The organism is Streptomyces sp. AK08-02 (assembly GCF_033795085.1).
Classification (GTDB): domain Bacteria; phylum Actinomycetota; class Actinomycetes; order Streptomycetales; family Streptomycetaceae; genus Streptomyces; species Streptomyces echiniscabiei.
Genome location: NZ_JARAZV010000002.1, coordinates 168,183 through 188,481, shown reverse-complemented (window position 1 = coordinate 188,481; position 20,299 = coordinate 168,183). Strand labels below are relative to the sequence as shown.

Here is a 20,299-nt window from a genome sequence, read left to right as displayed (position 1 = left end):
CCATGAGCATCATGGTCTCGCCCGAGCTCAACAACCTGCTCTTCGTGCTCATCGGCGAGAAGATGCTCCAGGCGGACGAGGACCTCGCGTACGCCAGCCACAAGCCGTACAAACGGCTCGGCAAGAACGTCCGCAGCCTCTCCGACCTGATCGAGGAGTCCGTCAGGGGCGTCGGCTCGGCGCTGCCGCCCCAGGTCGGGCAGCAGTACGTGCGGGCCATGCGGCTGTTCGTGGACAACGGCGGTACGAACTATCTGCGGGAGTTCGCCAAGCAGTTGGACGACGTCGGCAACGGCCGGGTGAAGACCTCCATGGACATCATGGAGTCGAAGTGGCAGATCATCGCCGAACTGGTGCGGCTGCTCATCGAGTTGGCCATCATCACGGCGCTGTCCTTCTTCACCGGCGGTTCGTCGGCCAGTCAGATCGCCACGGCGAAGGCCCGCAGCCGTGTCTCCATCCTGACCACTCTGGACCAGTTGCTCAAGCGCACCCATGTGCTGCCGAGTCTGTCGGAGGCGTTCGACGAGGCGTTCCAGACGTTCGTGGTCCGGCTCGCGATGATGACGATGGCCCCGGAGGGCCGCCGTCCGGACGGCTTCGACTGGAACCAGATCCTCCAGGACGGTGCCTTCGGCGCCTTCGCCGGCATGTTCCACGGGGCGTTCGACTCGATCACCAAGAACCTCGGCAAGAACCTCAAGAACTGGCTGGACGGCCCGGGGACCAACCCCTTCGGCAAGTCGAACACCAAGAACATCACCGACGACATCACCTCGAAGTTCAACGGTCCGCCGAAGCCGTCCCCGGGCGACAGGTTCGGCCGGGGAGTCGGCGGCGGCGCCAACGAGTTCCTGGTGGGAGGCGGTTCGGAGGCGGTCGCGGAGATCTTCGTCAACGGGATCTTCAACGGTAAGTGGGAAGGGAGTTGGGAGACCTTCGTCGGCGCGGGCATGAGCTCCGTGGTCACTTCGGCGCTGTTCTCCGGGGCGTCGTCCCTCGGTGGCAAGTTCGGCTCCAACTTCGACTTCGGCAGTGTGAACGTGCTGCCGGTGACCGGGGGCGAGGGCACCGGCAGCGGGACTGGCAGGGGCGGCAAGGGGAGCGGCAGCGGCGCCTCCGACTCCGAGAGTGGTCTTACGGGAGGCATCGGGACCGGGAGCGGAAACAGCACCGGGTCCGTGGACCCGGGGACGGGCGGTATCGGGGGCGTCGGGGCCCTCGGCGGGGTGGGGACGGTGTCCACCACGTCTTCCGGTGGCGTGGGTACACCGACCACGGGAGGCAGCGGCGCGTCCTCGTCGGGCGGCGCCTCAGGGAACAACGCGGGGAGCAACTCGGCGTCCCCGGGCGGGAGTCGGGGCAACCAGTCCGGCAACGGCACGGACACGGACGAGAGGGACACCGGCCAGGAGGCCGACGGTTCCGCCGACTCCACCACGGAGTCCGCCGAGCCCGGTGCCACCGGCTCCCAGGACAGCGACGGCGTAGGGGACCCCGCCGGCCGGCCCCAGGGTGCCGGGTCGGACACCCCGACCTCGGGCTCCGTACCGACCACGGGTTCGGCGCACACGGGGAGCGGGGCTCCAGAGTCTGCCCGTACGACGTCGGCCGAGGACGGCACGCAGGAAGGGGCGGAGGGCACGACCGAGACCGACACCGGCGTCAACACCGTGTCCGGGGCCGACATCAGCTCCGTGGCCGGGTCGGGGATCGGGCCGGGGTCCGGGGCGGGGATCGGGCTGGACTCCGGCACTGATTCCGGTGCCGGCACCAGCTCCGACCCCGGCGCCGCGTCCGTCGGGGGGCCCGTCGCGGCCACTCCGGTGCCGACCGTCAGTACCCCTGCCCCCGCCCCCGCCTCCAACTCCGCTTCTTCCCCTGCCTCTTCCTCCGGCCACGGCTCGCAGCAGCCTTCCGCTTCGGCGTCCGGACCGCAGCCGTCGCAGCGCGGTGCCGGCCCGGCGGACTCGGGTACGGGCACCGACGCATCCGGCTTCGATGTACGCCGGTCCACCTCCGACGGGGGTGACCCGGTCGCCGATGTGACGGTCGAGGTGGAGTTCACCGGTGCCGACGCCCTGCCGGAGGCGGACCGCCAGGCGGCGTGGGACCGGATGGCCGCCGGTGTGGAGGGCGTCTTCAACGCCGCCCCGGGCCACCGGCTGCCGGGCGGCGAGCGGGTCCAGGTCACCGTCGTCCCCGTGCCGCCCGGTGGACGCGCTCACCTCAAGGCGGATTCGGAACAGGATCTCGTCCAGCGGATCGGCGACCACCTGGGCCTCGGCCAGGACCAGGAGACCGTCCCCGGACCGGATTCCGTCCGTACGGTCGGCGCGTCGGCCGCCGACACCGACATCGACGTTCCGTCGCGCATCGCCACGTCGTCCGGTCCACCGGCCGTCGCCCCGGAGCCGACCACGGAGGACGACACCGACGCTCCTTCGCGCATAACCACCGAGTCCAGCTCGTCGGCCGTCGCGCCTGACTCCCAGGTCGATCAGGGCGCCGACCCGCCGGCCGTCGCCCCGAGGGCGGCCACGACCCCGGGCCCGCAGAACACCCACGGCACCAACTCCCCAACCGCCAACCCGAGATCGACCACCACCCCCGCCCCCCAGAACACCCTCGGCGCAGACCCGCCGGCCCCCGTCCGGGTCACGGCCACCTCGCAGGCGCCGTACGACGCGCTCACCGGACCGGCTCCGGCCGCGGCCTCCTCCGTATCGTCGCCCGTGCCGTCCTCGGATGCGGACGAGACCGACGAGGGCGACCTCGTACAAGCCCCGGCCGTGGACAAGGGGAAGGGCCGGGCTGCCGCGGCCGACCCCGTGGACGACGACGCGCCGGTGGAGTATCCGGCGGACTCCCCCGACGCGTACCGGCGGGAGCTGGCGGGGTACGACGCGGAGCAGGTGCTGGCCGACTACGGTTCGGCGCTGACCGCGCTGAGGCAGGCGGAGGTGGCCTTCGAGGAGGCCGAGTCGCGGCGGGCCTCGGGCGAAAGCACCTCGCACGGCCGTGAGTCGGCCGAGGCGGAGGGGCGGCTGCACGACGCGCGGTCCCGGGTCACCGACGTGATCAACCAGCTGACGGTGCTGGAGGTCGACGCGCCGTCGTCGGAGGTCGACGAGGCGGACCTGATCCGGCGGCCACGGCTGCGTGGCGGGGTCCTCGGTTTCGGCCGGACCCAGACGCAGGACCTGCTGGCCAGCCCTCCCGGGCCCTCCCTCGTCTATCCGCCCCGGCGGAACGTCGTGCACAAGACGTTCCGCTGGATGAAGCCCAACAGGGCGGAGACCGACCGGCTGGCCCCGGTCGCCACCGCGATCAACACGGGCGGGGCGGTACCCGGAATCCGTATGAACGAGGCCGGCACCACGTTCAAGACGGACTGGGACCCGGTGACCTTCGGCAATCTGGACCAGCTGACCCGGATGACGCTCCGGCAGGAGATCCGGGACCCCATCAACGAGGCGCATCCCGGGATGCAGATACTCGACAGCGCCGCCTGGTGGAAGGCGGTGGGGCGACTCGACCACCGTACGGCTCGTTTCTGGAGTGGGCAGGAGGCACGGACGCGGGCGCTGGAAGCCGAGATCACCCAGCAGTTGAACAACCGTCCCCCTTCGTTGACCCCGGCCGAACTCGCCACCGTGGACGCCACCCTGCAGGCCGCGCCGGACGCCCTCACCGGCGCCACCACGCTGCTGAACACACACCAGGGTCTGATTCTCGGTGAGACGCACGGCGCGTCCACCAGCTGGCCCTTCCTGATCAACAACATGGCCGCACTGCGGGCCCAGGGCATGGGAACGATCTATGTGGAGGCGCTGCGCGGCGACAGTTTCGCGCCCTCCCTGAACGCCTACTTCCGGGCCCCGGTCAACGCGCCCATGCCCGTCGAACTGCGCCGGATGGCCACGCTGTACGACTCCTCGCACAACTCGCAGGCCGGTCTCGGGCTGCTGGCGACCCTGGAGGCCGCCCGTGCGAACGGAGTGCGGGTTGTCGCCATGGACGGCCTGCCCGCCGCCTCCTCGATGACATCAGGCTGGGGAAGCTACGAGCGGGCGGTGAAGTTCAACGCCTACGCCGCCCTCACGGTGCAGCGCGACCGGGTCGGCCGCAATGACGGCTACATCGCGGTGATCGGCAAGGCACACTCCGACTGGCACCTTCCGCCCGCGACCCCCCACCCACCGGTCGGCCCCGTCCTCCCGGCCCATTATCCGGGCCTCTCCCAGCTGCTGCACCTTCCCTCGGTCGAGCTGAACGCCCAGTCGACCGCCCTGAACCGCATCCTGCCGACCACCGTGCTCCCGCCCGGCGTCTACGACCCGACCATCGACGACGACAGGCCCGCCACGCCCACGACGATGACGGCATCGCCGGGCTGGGACGCGGCGCGTGCCGACGCCACGCCTCTGGCGCGCTCGCACACCTGGGTCGACCCGGTGTCCCGGCCGAGGGGTTCGGACGGCGAGGTCACGCAGTACGTCGTCCGGTCCGGGTTCGACGTTCGGCGCTTCACCCACGACGGCGAACCGGTCACCGACCTCACGGTCCAGGTGGAGTTCACCAACGCCGACTCCGTACCGGAGGCGGACCAGCGGGCGGTCTGGGAACGGATGACGGCGGGCGTCGAGCGGGTCTTCAACGCGCCCGGGCACCGGTTCCCGGGCGGCGACCGCGTCCATGTCACCGTCGTACCGGTGGCGCCGGGGGGCCAGGCGCATCTGAAGGTGGAGCTGGCGGGTCCGGGCGACGACCGTGCCATGTCCCATCACGTGTGGCGTACGGACGGCTCGGACCAGGACTTCGTCCACGAGATCGGCCACCAGCTGGGGCTGCGCGACGAGTACCGGGACGCGACGGCGCCCGGTCGCCCGCGGGTCGAGGGCAGTCTCATGGGCGACTACGGGCGTCCCGTACCGAACTCCGTCCGCACCGAGGCCGCCGCGACCGGCACCGACCAGCACTACGCCCACGGTGGCCTGCGCCCCCGCCACCTCGCCCTCATCGACGGCCTGATCGGGGACACCGACGACCCTCCGTACGTCGCCACCGGCCCGGGCCCGGTTCCGGGGGCCGACCCCCTCGCGCCCGCGACGCGCACGGCGTCGAGCGTCCCGGAGCACACGCTGTGGCACCAACTGCTCGACGCCCCCGCCGACGAGCGGCCCGCGCTGCTCACCGCGATCGGCGACGCTCGCGGCGGGCCCGCCCCGACCGTCGAGGAGGCGGCCCTGCGCGGACGGGTGCGGGACGGGCTCAGGAACCTGCCCGGAGTCACGGTGGCCGTGGAGGACGCGGCGAACTTCGGGCACCAGGCCGCCGCCACCATGATGATCGAGTCGCTCGGCGAGCTGGGCTACGACCGCCGGATCACCGTCATCGCTCCGGAGAACGTGCGACGGCGGCTCCAGGGCCTGCTGTCCCCCTCGGCGAATGCCCGCGTCGACTGGGTGGCGGGCGCCTTCGACCCGAGAGCCTCCTACGACGCCTCCAGCCGTGACCGCGACGACCACCTGGTGCTGGTCGCGGCCAATGACGCGCTGGTCGGCAACGGCCAACTCGCCGCGAACTTCCTGCACTTCACCGGGGCGGACCGGGCGGTGGTACTGCGCCCGTACGCCTGGAACGGCGGCCACCGCTACCTCTACACCCGTGCCGACGCCGACGCGGACGCCACGGTCACGGACCTCGAAGGCGAATCCGGCATCTCACCGAGCGCCCTGTACCGGTTCGAGGTCGCGCCGGTGACCGGTACGGCGCTGGACGACCTGATCGCCGCCGCGGACCTCACCCCGGAGCGCGAGGCGGGTCTGACGGCCGTGGCACGCGCGGTCGACGGCGACAGGACGGAGCTGATGCCGGCGTACGGGCTGCACAACCTGCACGCCTCGCAGCGGGCGTCCACACTGGCGGCCCTGGCGGAGGGTGTGCACGCGGCCCAAGTCGGGAAGCCGGCCGTCGTACTGGCCCTCGGCAACGCCACCGTCGACTTCGCACCCCGCCATCAGGCCCCATGGCTCACCCAGGTGAAGCTGGACGATCCCACGCTCCCCGGGCTGATCGAGGCGGCCCGTCCCGGCGAGGTGATCGTCGTCGAGGCGGGGAACCTCTCGCAGGACCTGTTCCGGCAGCTGTACGGGATGGGCTCGCTGCCCGCTGTCGTCGAGGGCGCCAACACCACCAACACGCTCCAGGTACAGGGACGTCCGTACTTCTCGGTGCGCACCAACAACACCCCGTACGACCTGCTCGGCCACCCTGCCGAGTCCGCGCCCCCGCACATCGGTGGGGCCGTGGCCACGTTGAACGGCGTCACCGCGGCGCTCACCGCCGAGAGCGACTGGGGGGCACGGCTGGCCGAGGCTCCCGCGTGGCTGAGGGCGGGCGAGGCGGAGACCGCGTTCAAGGTGCTGCGGGAGCTGCACTCGGAGGCGGACGAGAGCGGCGCGGAGAAGCTGTGGCTGGGGATCGACGAAATGGACCGTCTCCAGGCGGCCTTCGGCCTGGAGGTCGACGACGTCGTCGCGAACGCCCTGGGACCGGGCCGTCCCGACCAGCAGACGGTTGACTCACTGTTGGCGGCCCCCTTGCTGGGTGAGGCCGACTACGAACGGAAGACCAGGCTCCAGGACACGTGGCTCGCGCTCGCCCCGGCAGACCGGGACGCGTTGCTGGCGGCGGCGGAGGACCTGTACGGGCGGCGTCTGGAGGAACTGCGGAAGTCCTCCGCCCAGTACTCGGTGGCTCCCTCCCCCGAACATGTCGGGGTCATCGCGTCGGCGATCAACGAGGCGGCTCGGTCCGACACCCGACTCGGCGGCTATTTCGCCCAGTTGACCCAGCAGGCACGCGATCCGGACAGCGACCAGGTGCTCCAGGCACTGGGCAGGGTCTTCCCGGCCCCGCAGGACGACACCGCCGTCGGCGGCACGCCGTCGTCGTCGGAGGCGGTCGCTCCGCCGCCCGCCGTCCGCACCTCGTCCGCGAATCCGCCTCCGGCGGACCCCGCCCCTACCCCGGCCTCCGCCACCACCCAGTCCACGAACGACCAGCCCGAGGCGGGCACTTCGACCTCCGCCCAGCAACCCGCAGCGGCCTCGGACGAAGACGGGGACAGGGGCGGAGTGAGCGATGGGGACGAGTCCGACTTCGGGGACTTCGGAAACTTCGGCGACTCCGAGGACTTCGACCCCATGTCCCTCTGGGGCGGTTCCGGCCCCGCCGCGAACAACCGGCCCGCGGGCGGAGACCAGGACAGCGACGGAAACGAATCCACCTTCGGTGACTTCGGGAACCTCGGCGACTCCGAGGACTTCGACCCCATGTCCCTCTGGGGCAGTTCCGGCCCCGCCGACACCGCCACAGACCAACCGGCCACAGACCAACCCGCGGCAGAACAACCCACCGTCGAACAGCCCATCACCGAACAGCCCCCCACCGAGCAGGAGATCGCCGCCACCGGCGCCCGCGCCGCCCTGGATCTGGCCCAGAACGACATCGCGCGGCTGAACGCCGACATCACCCGCCTGAACGCCCAGGCCGCCGACCACACCGCGCGTCTCCTCACCCTCGGCCGACGCATCCCCGAGGCGGAGAGCACCGTGCGCCGCACCCGGGCCGTCGTCGACGGGATCGACCGGGTCCGCTCGGCCCGTCAGGGCCAGACCCCTGCCCCGGTCCCCGCCCAGGAACGCCCGGACCAGGCCCGGGCCGGACAGGCCCGCCAGGCCCTCGCCGACCTGCGAACCGAGAGCACCACGCGGCAGGCGTCCCTCCAGACCGTCCGGAACGATCTCGCCCTCGCCCAGGCGTCCCTCCAGGCGGCGGAGCTGGCTCTCCCCGGACTGCGCGACGCGGACCGGACCGCCCAGCAGGCCCTCGCCCAGTCCCGCGCCACCACCGGCGCACCCGCACCCTCCACCGCCGCTGTCGGCGCCGATCCCCTCGCCCCGGCCACGGCCGCCGCGGAGGTGGCCCTGCGCCGGCGGGTGCGGGACGGTCTCGGGGAGTTGCCCGGGGTGACCGTGGTCGTGGACATCGCGGCCAACTTCGGCCATCAGGCGGCGGCCACGATGATGATCGACTCCCTCACCGAGCTGGGGTACGAGGGCCGGGTCACCGTGATCGCGCCCGACAGCGTCCGGGAGCGGCTGGATCTGCTGCTCTCCGCGCCGATGCGGGCGCGCGTCGACTGGGTGTCGGACTCCTTCGATCCGCACGCCTCCTACGACAGCGGCAGCCGGGAGCGGTCCGGCCATCTGGTCCTGGTGGCGGCCAACGACGCGCTCGTCGACGACGAGGAACTCGCCGCCAAGTTCCTGCACTTCGCCGGCGCGGACCAGGCGGTGGTGCTCCGGCCGTACGCGTGGAACGGCGGCCACCGCTACCTCTACACCCGGGGCGGCCCGGACGCGGACGCCGAAGTCACCGACCTCCAGGACACGAACGGCATCCCGGACAGCGCGCTGTACCGGTTCGAGGTCCCGCGCGTGACCGGGGAAGCCCTGGACGCCCTGATCACCGAGCAGGTCTCCACGCCGGAACGCGCGGCGGGCCTGAAGGCGGTGGTGGCCGAAGTGGACGGCCAGGGCATGGAGTTGATGCCTGCCTACGGTCTGCACAACCTGCACCCCGCGGAGCGGGCATCCACCCTGGCGGCGCTCGCGGAGGGTGTGCACGGCGCCAGACTCGGCAAGCCCGCCGTCGTCCTGGCCCTGGGCGACGCGACGGTGGACTACGCGCCGCGGCACAGTGCGCCGTGGCTCACCCAGATCAGACTGGACGACCCCGCGCTGCCGGGGCTCGTCGCCGCCGCCGGGCCCGGTCAGGTGATCGTCGTCGAGGCGGGGAACCTGTCCCAGGACCTGTTCCGGCAGGTGTACCAGATGGGCACGCTGCCCGCCGTCGTCGAAGGCGCCAACACCACCAACACCCTTCAGCTGCAAGGCCGTCCGTACTTCTCGGTGCGCACCAACAACACCCCGTACGACCCGGTGGCCGGCACCCCCGAGGACTCCGCCGCGGTCGCGGACCTGGAGGCGGTCACCGCCGCGATCGTCGCCCGGAGCCCATGGGGGGAGGCTCTTGAGGACCTTCCCTCGTGGGATGCGGCGGGCAGGGCGGAGACCGCGATCAGTGTGCTGAAGGCCCTCCCGCCGGACAGCGAGTCCGAGGACCTCGTGCTGTTGCTGGGGCCCGACGAGGCGGACCGGCTCCGCAGGGCGTTCGGCGAGCGGGCGACCGACATCGTCACGGGCGTTCTGGGACCGGATCACGCGAACCTGGGCGAGGTCCGTGAGCTGATGGAGCCGGACCGGCCGGCGGAGCCCTCTTACAAGCGGGTGAACCGGCTCCAGAATCACTGGGTCTACCTCACGCCGGACCAGCGGGACGCGCTGGTCGCCGCGACGGAGGAGACGCACGGGCGGTATCTGGCGGCTCTGCGGGACGAGTCCGCCGCGTATTCGGTGGCCCCGGACCGGGAGAAGACCGACGTGATCGCCAAGGCGGTCGCCGACGCCCGTCGCTCCGACTCCCGGCTCGGCGGCTATTTCTCCCGGTTGACCGACCAGGCACACCGCGCGGACCACGACCAGGTCCTCCAGGCGCTGGGCACGGTCTTCCCGGCCCGGACGGCCCAGGGCGCCGATCCGCTCGCGCCCACGGCCGACGGGAGGCGTCCGGACCTCCCGGTGACGCCCGTACCGGCGCCCCCGCCCGGCTGGGACGAGGCCCGGGGCGCGGCCACCCCCGAGAAGCGTGAGCACACATGGCTCGATCCGGTGTCCCGGCCCAGGAACGCGAAGGGCGAGGTCACGCAGTACAAGGTGCGGTCCGGCTTCGACGTACGACGCTTCACCCACGACGGCGAACCCGTCACCGACCTCACCGTCCAGGTGGAGTTCACCGGCGCGGACTCCGTGCCGGAGGCGGACCGGCAGGCCGTGTGGGACCGGATGGCCGCCGGTGTGGAGCATGTGTTCAACGCGCCGGGGCACCGGCTGGCCGGTGGGGAGCGGCTGCATGTCACCGTCGTGCCCGTGCCGCCGGGCGGTGAGGCGCATCTGAGCGTGGAGCTGACCGGTCCGGCGACCGGGCGGCCCACCTCGCACCATGTGTGGCGCACGGACGGCACGGCGTTCGACTTCGCCCACGAGGTCGGCCACCAACTGGGCCTGCGTGACGAGTCCCGGGACGCCACCGCTCCGCAACGCCCGCAGGTCGAGGGCAGTTTGATGGGCATGTACGACCTTCCGGTGGCCGGCCCGGACGGCGAGCCGGAGTCCGCCTACGCGCAGGGCGGCCTGCGGCCCCGCCATCTGGCGCTGCTCACCGCGCTGGTCGGCGACCCCGACCCGGCACCGGCACCGGGTGCGAGCACCCGGGATCACGACCTCGGCGCCGACCCGCTGGCTCCGGCCGGCGCCGCCGCCGAGGCCGCGCTGCGGCGACGTGTCCGCACCGGGCTGGAGAATCTGCCCGGGGTGACCGTCGTCGTGGACGACGCCGCCAACTTCGGTCATCAGGCCGCCGCCACCATGCTGGCCGACTCGCTCGACGAGCTGGGCTATCACGGCCGTATCACCGTCATCGCACCGGAGAACGTCCAGCAGCGCCTCGATGTGCTGCTCTCCGCGCCGCTGCGCGCCCGCGTCGACTGGGTGACGGACACCTTCGACCCCGCCGTCGCCTACGACACCACCAGCCGCCCCCGCGACGGCCACCTGGTCCTCGTAGCCGCCAACGACGCGCTGGTGGACAACGCCGAACTCGCCGCCAACTTCCTCCACTTCACCGGTGGGGACCAGGCGGTCGTGCTCAAGCCGTACGCCTGGACCGGCGGCCACCGCTATCTCTACACCCGAACCGGTCCGGACGCGGACGCCGAAGTCACCGATCTCCAGGGCGAGGGCGGCATCCCGGACAGCGCCCTGTTCCGGTTCCCGGTGCCACGCGTGACCGGGGCGGCCCTCGACGAGATGATCGCCGATCAGGCGTCCACTCCCGAGCGTGCGGCGGGTCTGCGGGCCGTCGCCCACGCGGTCGACGGCGACCGGGTGAACCTGATGCCGGCGTACGGCATGCACAACCTGCACCCCTCGGAGCGCGCGTCGACCCTGGGCGCCCTGGCTGCGGGCATGAACGGCGCGAAACTCGACCGGCCCGCGGTCCTGCTGGCGCTGGGCAACGCGACGGTCGACATCGCGCCCCGCCATCGGGCGCCGTGGTACACCCAGTTGACGCTGGACGATCCCGAACTGCCCCGGCGAATCGCGCAGGCCAAGCCGGGGGAGGTCATCGTCGTCGAGGCCGGGAACCTCACCCAGGACCTGTTCCGGCAGGTGTACCTGATGGGCACGCTGCCCGCCGTGGTGGAGGGCGCGAACACCAGCAACATGCTCCAGGTCGTGGGGCGTCCGTACTTCTCGGTGCGCACCAACACCACTCCCTACGATCCGCTCGCCGGCACTTCCGACGATGCGGCGGCTCTGGTCGAGCTGGAGAAGGTCACCAAGGCGATCGTCGCCCTGAGCGAGTGGGGGGAGGAGTTCGAGAACCTTCCCGCGGGGCTGATGGCGGGCCGTGCGGAGACCGCTCGCAGTGTGCTGGGCGCGTTGCCCTCGGAGACCGTCGACGGTGAGCTGACGCTGTACCTGGGATACAACGAACTGGTCCGCCTCAGGGACGTGTTCGGTGACGAGACGCGTCAGGTCCTCCTCGGCGTCCTGGGAGAAGGCCACGGAGCCATGGACACGATCGACACCATGCTCGCTCCGGCCCCCGCGGGCACACCCGACTACAAGTGGTCGATGCAGTTGCAGGAGGAGTGGGCCGAGCTGACCCCGGCCGACCGGGACGGCCTGCTGGCCGTGGTGACCGGGATCCATGAGCGGCAACTGGCGGACCTGAGGACGCAGTCCGCCACGCTGTCCGTGGCCCCTCCCACGAAGGCGGTGACCAGCATCGCCGAGGCGATCGTCGACACGGCCAAGCCGGAGTCGCCACTCGGCCGGTATTTCCGCAGGTTGACCGATCAGGCGGTTCGTCCCGACAACGACCAGGTGCTGCAGGCGCTGGGCAGGGCCTTCGCGACAGTCCCGGCCCCGGGCGCCGATCCACTCGCGCCGACAGCCGACCGGGGGCACACCGAGTCCCCGGACCCGGTGCCGCCGACGCCTCCGGGGTGGGACGCGGCGCGTGCCGAGGCCGCCGCGGTGGAGCGCTCGCACACCTGGGTCGACCCGGTGTCCAGGCCCAGGGGCGCGGACGGCAAGGTCACGCAGTACGTCGTCCGGTCCGGATTCGACGTACGCCGTTTCACGCACGACGGCGAGCCCGTCACCGATCTGACGGTCCATGTGCGGTTCACCAACGCCGACTCCGTACCGGAAGCGGACCGCCAGGCCGTCTGGGACCGGATGGCGGCAGGTGTCGAGCGCGTCTTCAATGCCCCCGGCAACCGACTCCCGGGCGGCGACCGCATGCACGTCACCGTCGTCCCCGTACCGCCCGGCGGACACGCCCACCTCAAGGTGCGGCTGGCCGCCCCGGACTCCGGTGCCCGAACGTCCCACCACACCTGGCGACTTGACGGGACAAGTCAGGACTTCGTCCATGAGGTCGGCCACCAACTGGGCCTGCGCGACGAGTCACCGGACGCCACCGCGCTCCAACGCCCGCGAGTCGAGGGCAGTTTGATGGGTGACTACGGACTCCCCGTACCGGAGTCGGTCAGCGCCGAGGCAACCGCGAACGACACACAGGAGCACTACACCCACGGCGGCCTGCGCCCCCGCCACCTGGCCCTGATCAACGCGCTGATCGGCGACCCAGACCCGGTTGCCGCCTCGGACCCGCGCCCCGACCCGGCCCCCGTCGACGGCGCCGACCCCCTCGCCCCCGCGCCGCCCTCACCCTTCGTGCTCGGCTACGGGAGCCGGCACGACGGCAATGTCGGCCTCGTACAGGTCGAGCCGCTGCCCGCGCGCGTCGTGAACGGCGTTCACCAACAGGTCCTGCGCGCACTGGGGTTCGTCGCCCCGGTGGCCGAGAACGATCCGGTGCTGGCCCAGTTGCGGGACAAGCTCGGTGCCGAGCAGCTGGTGCTCGCGCTGCCCTATCTGCGCAGCAGCATGGGCCACCGGGTGACCGTCACCGTCGGCGGCACCGAACGGAGTGTGGACGTACGGCTGGGGCTGCGCGACCCCGCACATTCGCCCCGCTACGGCATCCACGACGTCACCGACCCCGATGTGCGGGTGGAGCGCCGTGGGTTCGGCGCGCAGGAGTCCGGGGACTCGGAGTCATCGGGCAACTCCCGTACGGTGCCCGTGCCCTGGTCGGTGTCCCTGCCCGTCGCCGCGGCCGGGGCGCTGCGGGGCTGGGAGTTCAGCCCGTCCGTCTCCCTGACGCACAACCAGCTGTCGCTGTCCACGTCGGTCACCCAGCTCGTGCAGACCACCACTGCCCAGCGCAGCAACGAGCTGTCGCAGGCTTACGAGTTCGCGTCCCACTGGGAGGTGCGGGTCGACTCGCCCCGGATGGCGCCCCCGGTCAACTGGGGTGCACCGCAGGCCCATGGGCCGGTCACGGTCTGGTTCCCGCAGCATCTGGCCGTGGCCGACACGTCCGGGACCCCGCTGCCGCCGCCGGCCGGACTGGACGATCTGCCGGTGTGGGGAGTGGACACCGTCGCGGACCCGCAGCAGTTGCTGGAGTCCGTGCTGAGCGCCTTCCACGACGATCTGCCGGACCTGAGCGCCTCCTCCGCCCAGGAGTTGGAGGCGTTTCTGGCCGAGCCGGTGCTGCGCGGAACGCTGCCCATGCAACGGTCGGGCGGCATCTTCTCGCCGCTGCTGCTGGACTCGCGGGGCCGGGCGATCGGCATGTTCAAAGTCACCACGGAGGTCACACCCGGAACGCCCACGCACCGGAGCCTGGACACGAAGATCAACCTGGAGAGCCATCTCGTCCAGACCGTGAAGGTGGACGGCCAGGTGAAGATCACCAACGCCGTCGGGGTCGACCTCGGGGTCGGCCCCGCGTTCACCGGAGACCACGCGGCGAAGCACCCGGACGCGTCGAAAAAGGTCGCGGGCAGCCTCGTAGGCAAGGGCGGTGTGCGCTGGCAGACCAGCGACACCCTCGGCAACGGCGGCACCGCCACTGTCCTGCACGGCCTGCGCACCAACCGGAGTCATCTCCTCGCCCCCGCCACCGTCCGGCACACGGTCACCCTCGTCCGGCCCGGCGGCGGCGAGACAGCGCGCGTCTTCGAGCCCTGGCACGACGGCATGCAACTGCGGCTGCTGACCCGGGAATCCGCCCAGGGCCACCCGCCGACCGCCGAGGAGCGGCGCGCGCTCCCCGCCGAACTGGAGAACCTCGAAAGCATCGGCATCACCGCCGCCCCGCTGGCCGTCGAGGGCCCTCAGGACCTCTTCGGGCATGCCGAGGTCTGGCTGCGGGCCAACGGGTTCCTGCCGCCGGAGACAAACGTCCGCAATCTTGTGCTGCCCGACGAGTCGCTGGTGCAGGCCCAGTTGAACAATCTGCGGCGCTTCGAGCAGGCTCGCTCCGCGCTGGGGCTTCGGGCGGCGACCGATGCCATGGTCGACGGCGGCCACTCCCTGTGGCTGGAACGGCCCACCGCCACGGGCACCCATCGCATCAGGCTGAGCCTCACCGCCGTCCGCGACCGGGGCACGGATACGGGCACAGGCACGGGTGCCGCAGGTGGTACAGGTGCCGTCGTCCCGCTGCCGAGCATCCACACCCGCACCCTCCCCGACATCCAGCACGTCTCGCTGGCCTCCTTCGGCATGGCCGGTACCGAGCAACAGGCGTCCGGCTACGGCTGGTCGTTGGGCTTCGGCGGCGGCCCGTCCGGCCCAGTGGGTCCGTACACGGACGGCCCGCGCGGCCTCGCGGTGCCGTACACCCAGGGCTCGGGCACCCTCGGCGGGGCCGCCGACTACTCGTACGGTCGGCAGACCGGCCACACGGCCACGGTCGGCGCGGGTCTGTCGCACGACCAGTTGTTCATCGGTTCAGGGCAGGGCAGCGAGGTCTTCGAGATACCGGCACGGTTCGCGCTCGACCTGTACGACGGTCCGGGCGCCGAGCCCGCCGTGCGGTTCGCCGAGCACACCGTCCCGACCCCGTCCGCGCCGCCCGTCGCCCCGGTGCCCGGCACGAGTGCCCTCGGTGACCTGCAGTTGCACCTCCTGGAGGAGGGCAGGCCGTCCGGGCCGCCACCCCGGACGGTGAGCGGCTCCATCACCCTCGCGGTGCCCCACCACCGCACCCGGGAACCGGCGGCCGGGCCCGCGTCCCCGGCCCCGGCGCACACCGTGTCCCAACCGGTGGCCGCCGATCACTCGCGGCTGGCCATGACCGGCCCCGACGGCAGCCCGCTGCCGGGGATCGTCAAGCTGCCGGACGACGCGATCGTGGACGTGTTCCGCGGTTCGGGAGTCCTCCAGGAGGCGCTGCGGCAGATCGTCGAGGGCACCCATCCGGGGCACCCGGAAACCGGTCGGCTGGGGGCCATGGCCTCCGCCGTCGGTGCGGCAAGCCCTCAACTGCTCTCATGGGCGGCGCGATCGGTGGCGTCCAGCGTGGCCGGGCAGAGCGCCGGCGATCCGACCACCGTCGCCGCCGAGGTGCGGCAGGCCGCGCTGTCCCCGGGCAATCTCGTCGCCCGCGCGCACCAGATCTTCAAGGGCGGGTACGTCGTCGAGGGCATCACCCTGCCCGGGCTCGGCGCCGATCAGGAGTACGCGCTGGAGATCCGCGGTGTGCTGCACACAGCGCGGCATCTGCAGAGCGCCAGGCAGTACCTGGAGACCGGCGTCGCCGCCATCGACTCCGCCGCCCAGCAGAAGTCGGTCAGCGGCACGCACCAGACGGGGTTCGCCGTCACCGGGACGAGGACCCCGGCAACGGCGCCCGCCGCTCCCGTCGCGGCCACTCCCTCCGGGGCCGGCCCCGACACCGGCGTCAAGACAGCCTCGACACCGGCCCCGCCCAAGGTCTTCGGGCCCTCCGGGAAGTACGCGTACACCAGCCGCACCGAGGACTCGGGCACGGTCTCCACCAGCACCTCCGTCAACCGGACGGCCACCGAGAGCGGTATGGAACACCGGGTCGGCGCCGACGCGACGATCCTGATCACCGTCCGGCGCGGCACGCGCAACGTGGTCGGCAACACCCTCGGATACGGCAGCGAGTCCGACATCACCGTCGCCGTCGACCTGCCGGAGGCCGTGCAGTTCCTGATGACGGACGGCCAACTCAGCCGCCACGAGGGGTGGTTCACCGACGTCGACGGGCTCACTCCCCTGCCGCCCGCCCCGGCCGAGCTGCCTCTGCCGCAGCGTTTCACCCGCACCGGGGAGCCGGGAATGGCCGCCGTGCTGTCCGTCACGCAGTTCGACGTGTTGGAGCCGGTGCCCGCGGCCGCGCCGGACGGGGCCGACGCCGATTCCGACGGTCCGACCACCGGTGCGCCCGTCGCGGGCCCGTCCGCCGAGGCCGCCGGGGCCGCCGAAGCCGCCGTGGAAGCGCCACCCGCCCCCACCGCACCGCCCACCCTCGTCGAACGCCGGGACCGGCTGCGGGCCGAACTGACCGCGCTGGTCGAGGCCGAGGCACCGGGTGTCACCCAGCCCGGTCACTCCTCCTATCTGCCCGGCGTGGCCTCCCGGATCGCCGACTACACCTCCACCGCCGGTCTGCGCGCCCTCCCCGGACGCGGTCCACGCGGTGCCCAGCGCTTCCACTTCCGCCACCTCGCGCTCGGCGGCGCCCGTCTGGTCGAGGTCACCCTGACCGCCCGGCCGCGCGGCGACGAAACCGAACTGCGCGGAGTGCGGGGCCGAAACGCCGGACCGGGTACGGGACTCGAGCAGTTCCACGGGCAGACCCCGGCCGGTGTCAGCACCAGCACGACCAGTACCACGCAGCACGGCCTCACCTTCAACCCCACCACGCGATACCCACGTCCCGGGCAGGACACCCGCACCGACCGGAGCGGCCCCGGGCTGAGCGTCGGCAGCACACAGAGCCAGGGCACGAAGGCCTCGTCCACAGCCGAGGACCGGTTCTGGCTGCGCACGGACAGCGCCGCCGACTTCGACCTCGACTACGAGTTCACGGCCTCCGTACGTTCCGAACTCGTCGCGGACTGGCCGCCCAACCTGGTCGGCGGCGCCCTCCAGGGCGGCGTCCTCGCCTGGTACGACACGGACACGGCCGCCGAGGCCAAGAGCTGGATCAGCCGCGCACTGAGCGCCCGCCCGGACCGCACGGCGACCGTGCCGGCCTCCGTCACCCTGCGCTTCACCGGCGGCGAGGCGGCCCCGGCCGAGGTGGTGACGCCGCTGACGCCGACGGTCGACACCGCGGCCCCGGTACCGCGGGGCGCCCGGTTCGTGCCGATGGGTCCCGCGCCGGTGTTCGAGTTCAACGCCTGGTCGGAGCTGACCACCGCGCTGGACGCCGTCGCCCCCGGTCAGGACCGCGGCTGGCGGTCGCCCCCCACGTCGACGTCCGCCGAGAGCACCGCGGTCCGGATCGGCGAGCTCATCCAGGCCGGAGACATCAGCCTGGACCACCCGCGCACCGCCGCGGGTCTCACCGACACCATGCCCGGCACCCTCCCCTTCGAGTCGGCTCCCGGCACCCCGCCCAGCCTGTCCGTCACGCTGCACAACCCGCGCCGGGTCACGGTGAGCGCGGACGTCACCCTCGACCGCCTCCGTATCGCGTCCACCACCGGCGGCTCGTCCCGCAGCGGCGGCACCACCGGCGGAGTCGGTTTCCAGGGCGTCTACAGCACCGACGACCCCGACCGGGTCCTCGGCGGCTTCAACGCACCCGTACTCACCCGGCAGCCGCAGGCCCTGGGCAGCAGCGGGGGCACCACCGGCGGGGTCCGCGAATGGCTCAAGACGGGTAGCACAAGCGCCCCCACCGACGGTACGCACGGCACCCGGACGTACGAGGCGCTGGTCGACGCGCATCTCACCGTCAAGGGCCCGGAGGGCGTCCGGCACGTCTCCGGCGCCGCCACCGTGCGTATCGGGGAACGGGACGCCCTGGGACACGGGATCACTCCCCCGCGTACCCAGCCACAGGTGTACGACCTGCCCGCGATGGTACGGGCGGCGGCGGACGCCGAGGCCGAGGCCGCCAGGCCGGCGAACCCGGACACACAGGGGGGTGAGGCGGCGGTCGCGGCACCCGAACTGCGGGACTGGACGCGGCATCCGCTGCGTACCCTGCCCGGTCTCCTGGCCGCCCAGATCGACTCGGCGGACCCGGCGGCGCAGCTGTGGCTCGCCCTGGACGACATGACCACCGCCACCGGGCAACAGCGGCTCGGCCGTGCCCTGTTCGCCGTGTCACGTGCCGCCGCGGAGGTCGGCAAGCCCGTCGAACTCGTCCTGCGCGCCGACGACAGCACCCTCACCTTCTGGAACTTCGGTCCCGACGGCGCCCTTTCGGGACCCGACGGGACCGGTACAGCCGCCTGGGGACGGTTCGCGGTCCGGGCCACCACGCTGTCCGACGCGGCGGCGGCCGAACAGAAGGCGCGCGATGATGAGTTCGCCCTCCGAAGCGCCAACTCCGTACACCAGGAGGTGCTGACGGGGGTCCGGCAGGAGGCGGGCCTCGCGGACGAGGCCCTGGCCGCCGCGCGTGCGACCGCCGAGGCGGCCGAACGGGCCGTCACCGAGGCCCGGGAGGCGCGGGAGGAGGCGCAGCGGGACGGTGACCGATGGCGGCGGGAGGCCGAGCACCAGCGTGACCTCGCCGCCAAGCAGTCGGCGCGCGTCAGGGAACTCGACGAAGAGATCCGCGGCGCGGAACAGCGGGTACGTGAGGCCGACTCGATCGTCTCCGACATCGACCGCCACCAGCCCGCCGACGACGGCGACGAGCGTCCCGACAAGGTCCGGGCCCGCGAGGCCCACCGGGAGCTCGCCGAGCTGCGGGCAACCAGGGACAAGCGGCAAACGGCCCTGGACGAGATCCACGCCGAGGAGCGGACCGCGCGCGATGCGGACGCAAAGGCCCAACGGGTCCTGCCCGAGCTGCATGCCGCCGAGCAACAGGCCGAGCGGGCCGCCCGCCGGCCCCACGCCGCCCTCACCGAGGCGACCGAGCGTCTCCGTGCCGCCGAGAAGGCACACCACGAGGCACTCCGGCACGCGGAGGAGCTCGCGAACCGGATCAAGGCCGCCGAGGCCGAACAGCGAACCCAGGCCCGCATCCTGACGGCCGGGGAGGAGGCTCTCCCCGGCCTCGCGACCCTGGTGGCCGCCGACCGCACGGCGCCACCCGTCGACGTACCGACGGGTTCCCTGGCCTCCGCCCCGCCCCGGTGGCCGGACCTCACCGCCCACGCCACCCCGGCCCGGGGACTTCCCCCGGCCGACGAGGCGCCGAACCGGCCGGCACTCGCCACACCCGGGGGCACATCCACGGACGACCGGAGCGCCCGTCCCACCCGGCCGGAACCACCGGTCACGGCGACCCGCGACGCGTCGGACACCGAGGGCCCGGCGCCGACCGACGACGGCGCGGGCCGGGTACCGGTGGACGGTTCGTTCGGCGCCGCGCTGCTGGCGGCCCTGCCCGTGGACGTGTCCTCGGGCACCGGCCGGGCGCAGCCGTTGACCGGCGTCGACAGCGCCGGGGCCCTGCACGACTGGGCGCGCGGGCGGCTGATGGAGCCGGGTCCCCTCGGACTTCCGCCGGGAGTCCGGCTGCCGGCCGGTGTCGACACCCTGTCGATGGCGGAGATCAGCTCCCTGGGCGTCGAAGTGACGTCGGGTATGGCGGCCGAGGCCGTCATGCTCGGCGGTCGGCTGACCGTGGCCGCCGTCTCGCTGGACCCCGGACAACTGCTCCAACTCGCCCTGAACCGGCCGGAGTCGGGAGATTACGTCGCCACAGTGGCCGCGTTGGCGGCCCAGGCTCTGGGCCGGGATATCGTGATCGTCGGCCCGGGTCCCGTCGAACACCGGTACGGCTCCGTCCCCGGTGAGCCGATCCTGATCACGTTCGACGGCGCCGGGTACTCCACGCCCGCTCACCACCTGCCGGAGAGCTGAGGTGTGGCCCGTGCAGCTCCGCCGCAACTCCCGTACCCAGCACCCCTGTACGCAACGCTCCGGTACTCGGTGACCCGGCAACCGGTGACCGAGTACCGCCCGCCGACCCAGCCCCCGGTGGGCCCCGCCCCCCACCGCCGCTCCGCCAGGAGGACGTC

General features: G+C 72.6%; 1 protein-coding gene. It reads left to right on the top strand.

Annotated features, from left to right (window positions below):
- Positions 1-2 precede the first annotated feature (2 nt).
- Complete coding sequence (locus PV734_RS04690; RefSeq protein WP_319288826.1) at positions 3-20,141, top strand: hypothetical protein; 20,139 nt, start codon at positions 3-5, stop codon at positions 20,139-20,141.
- Positions 20,142-20,299: the final 158 nt, after the last annotated feature.

What these genes read in the sequence shown, in the direction of transcription:
- PV734_RS04690 (WP_319288826.1), top strand. Translation starts at nt 3, where the DNA reads ATGAGCATCATGGTCTCGCCCGAGCTCAACAACCTGCTCTTCGTGCTC.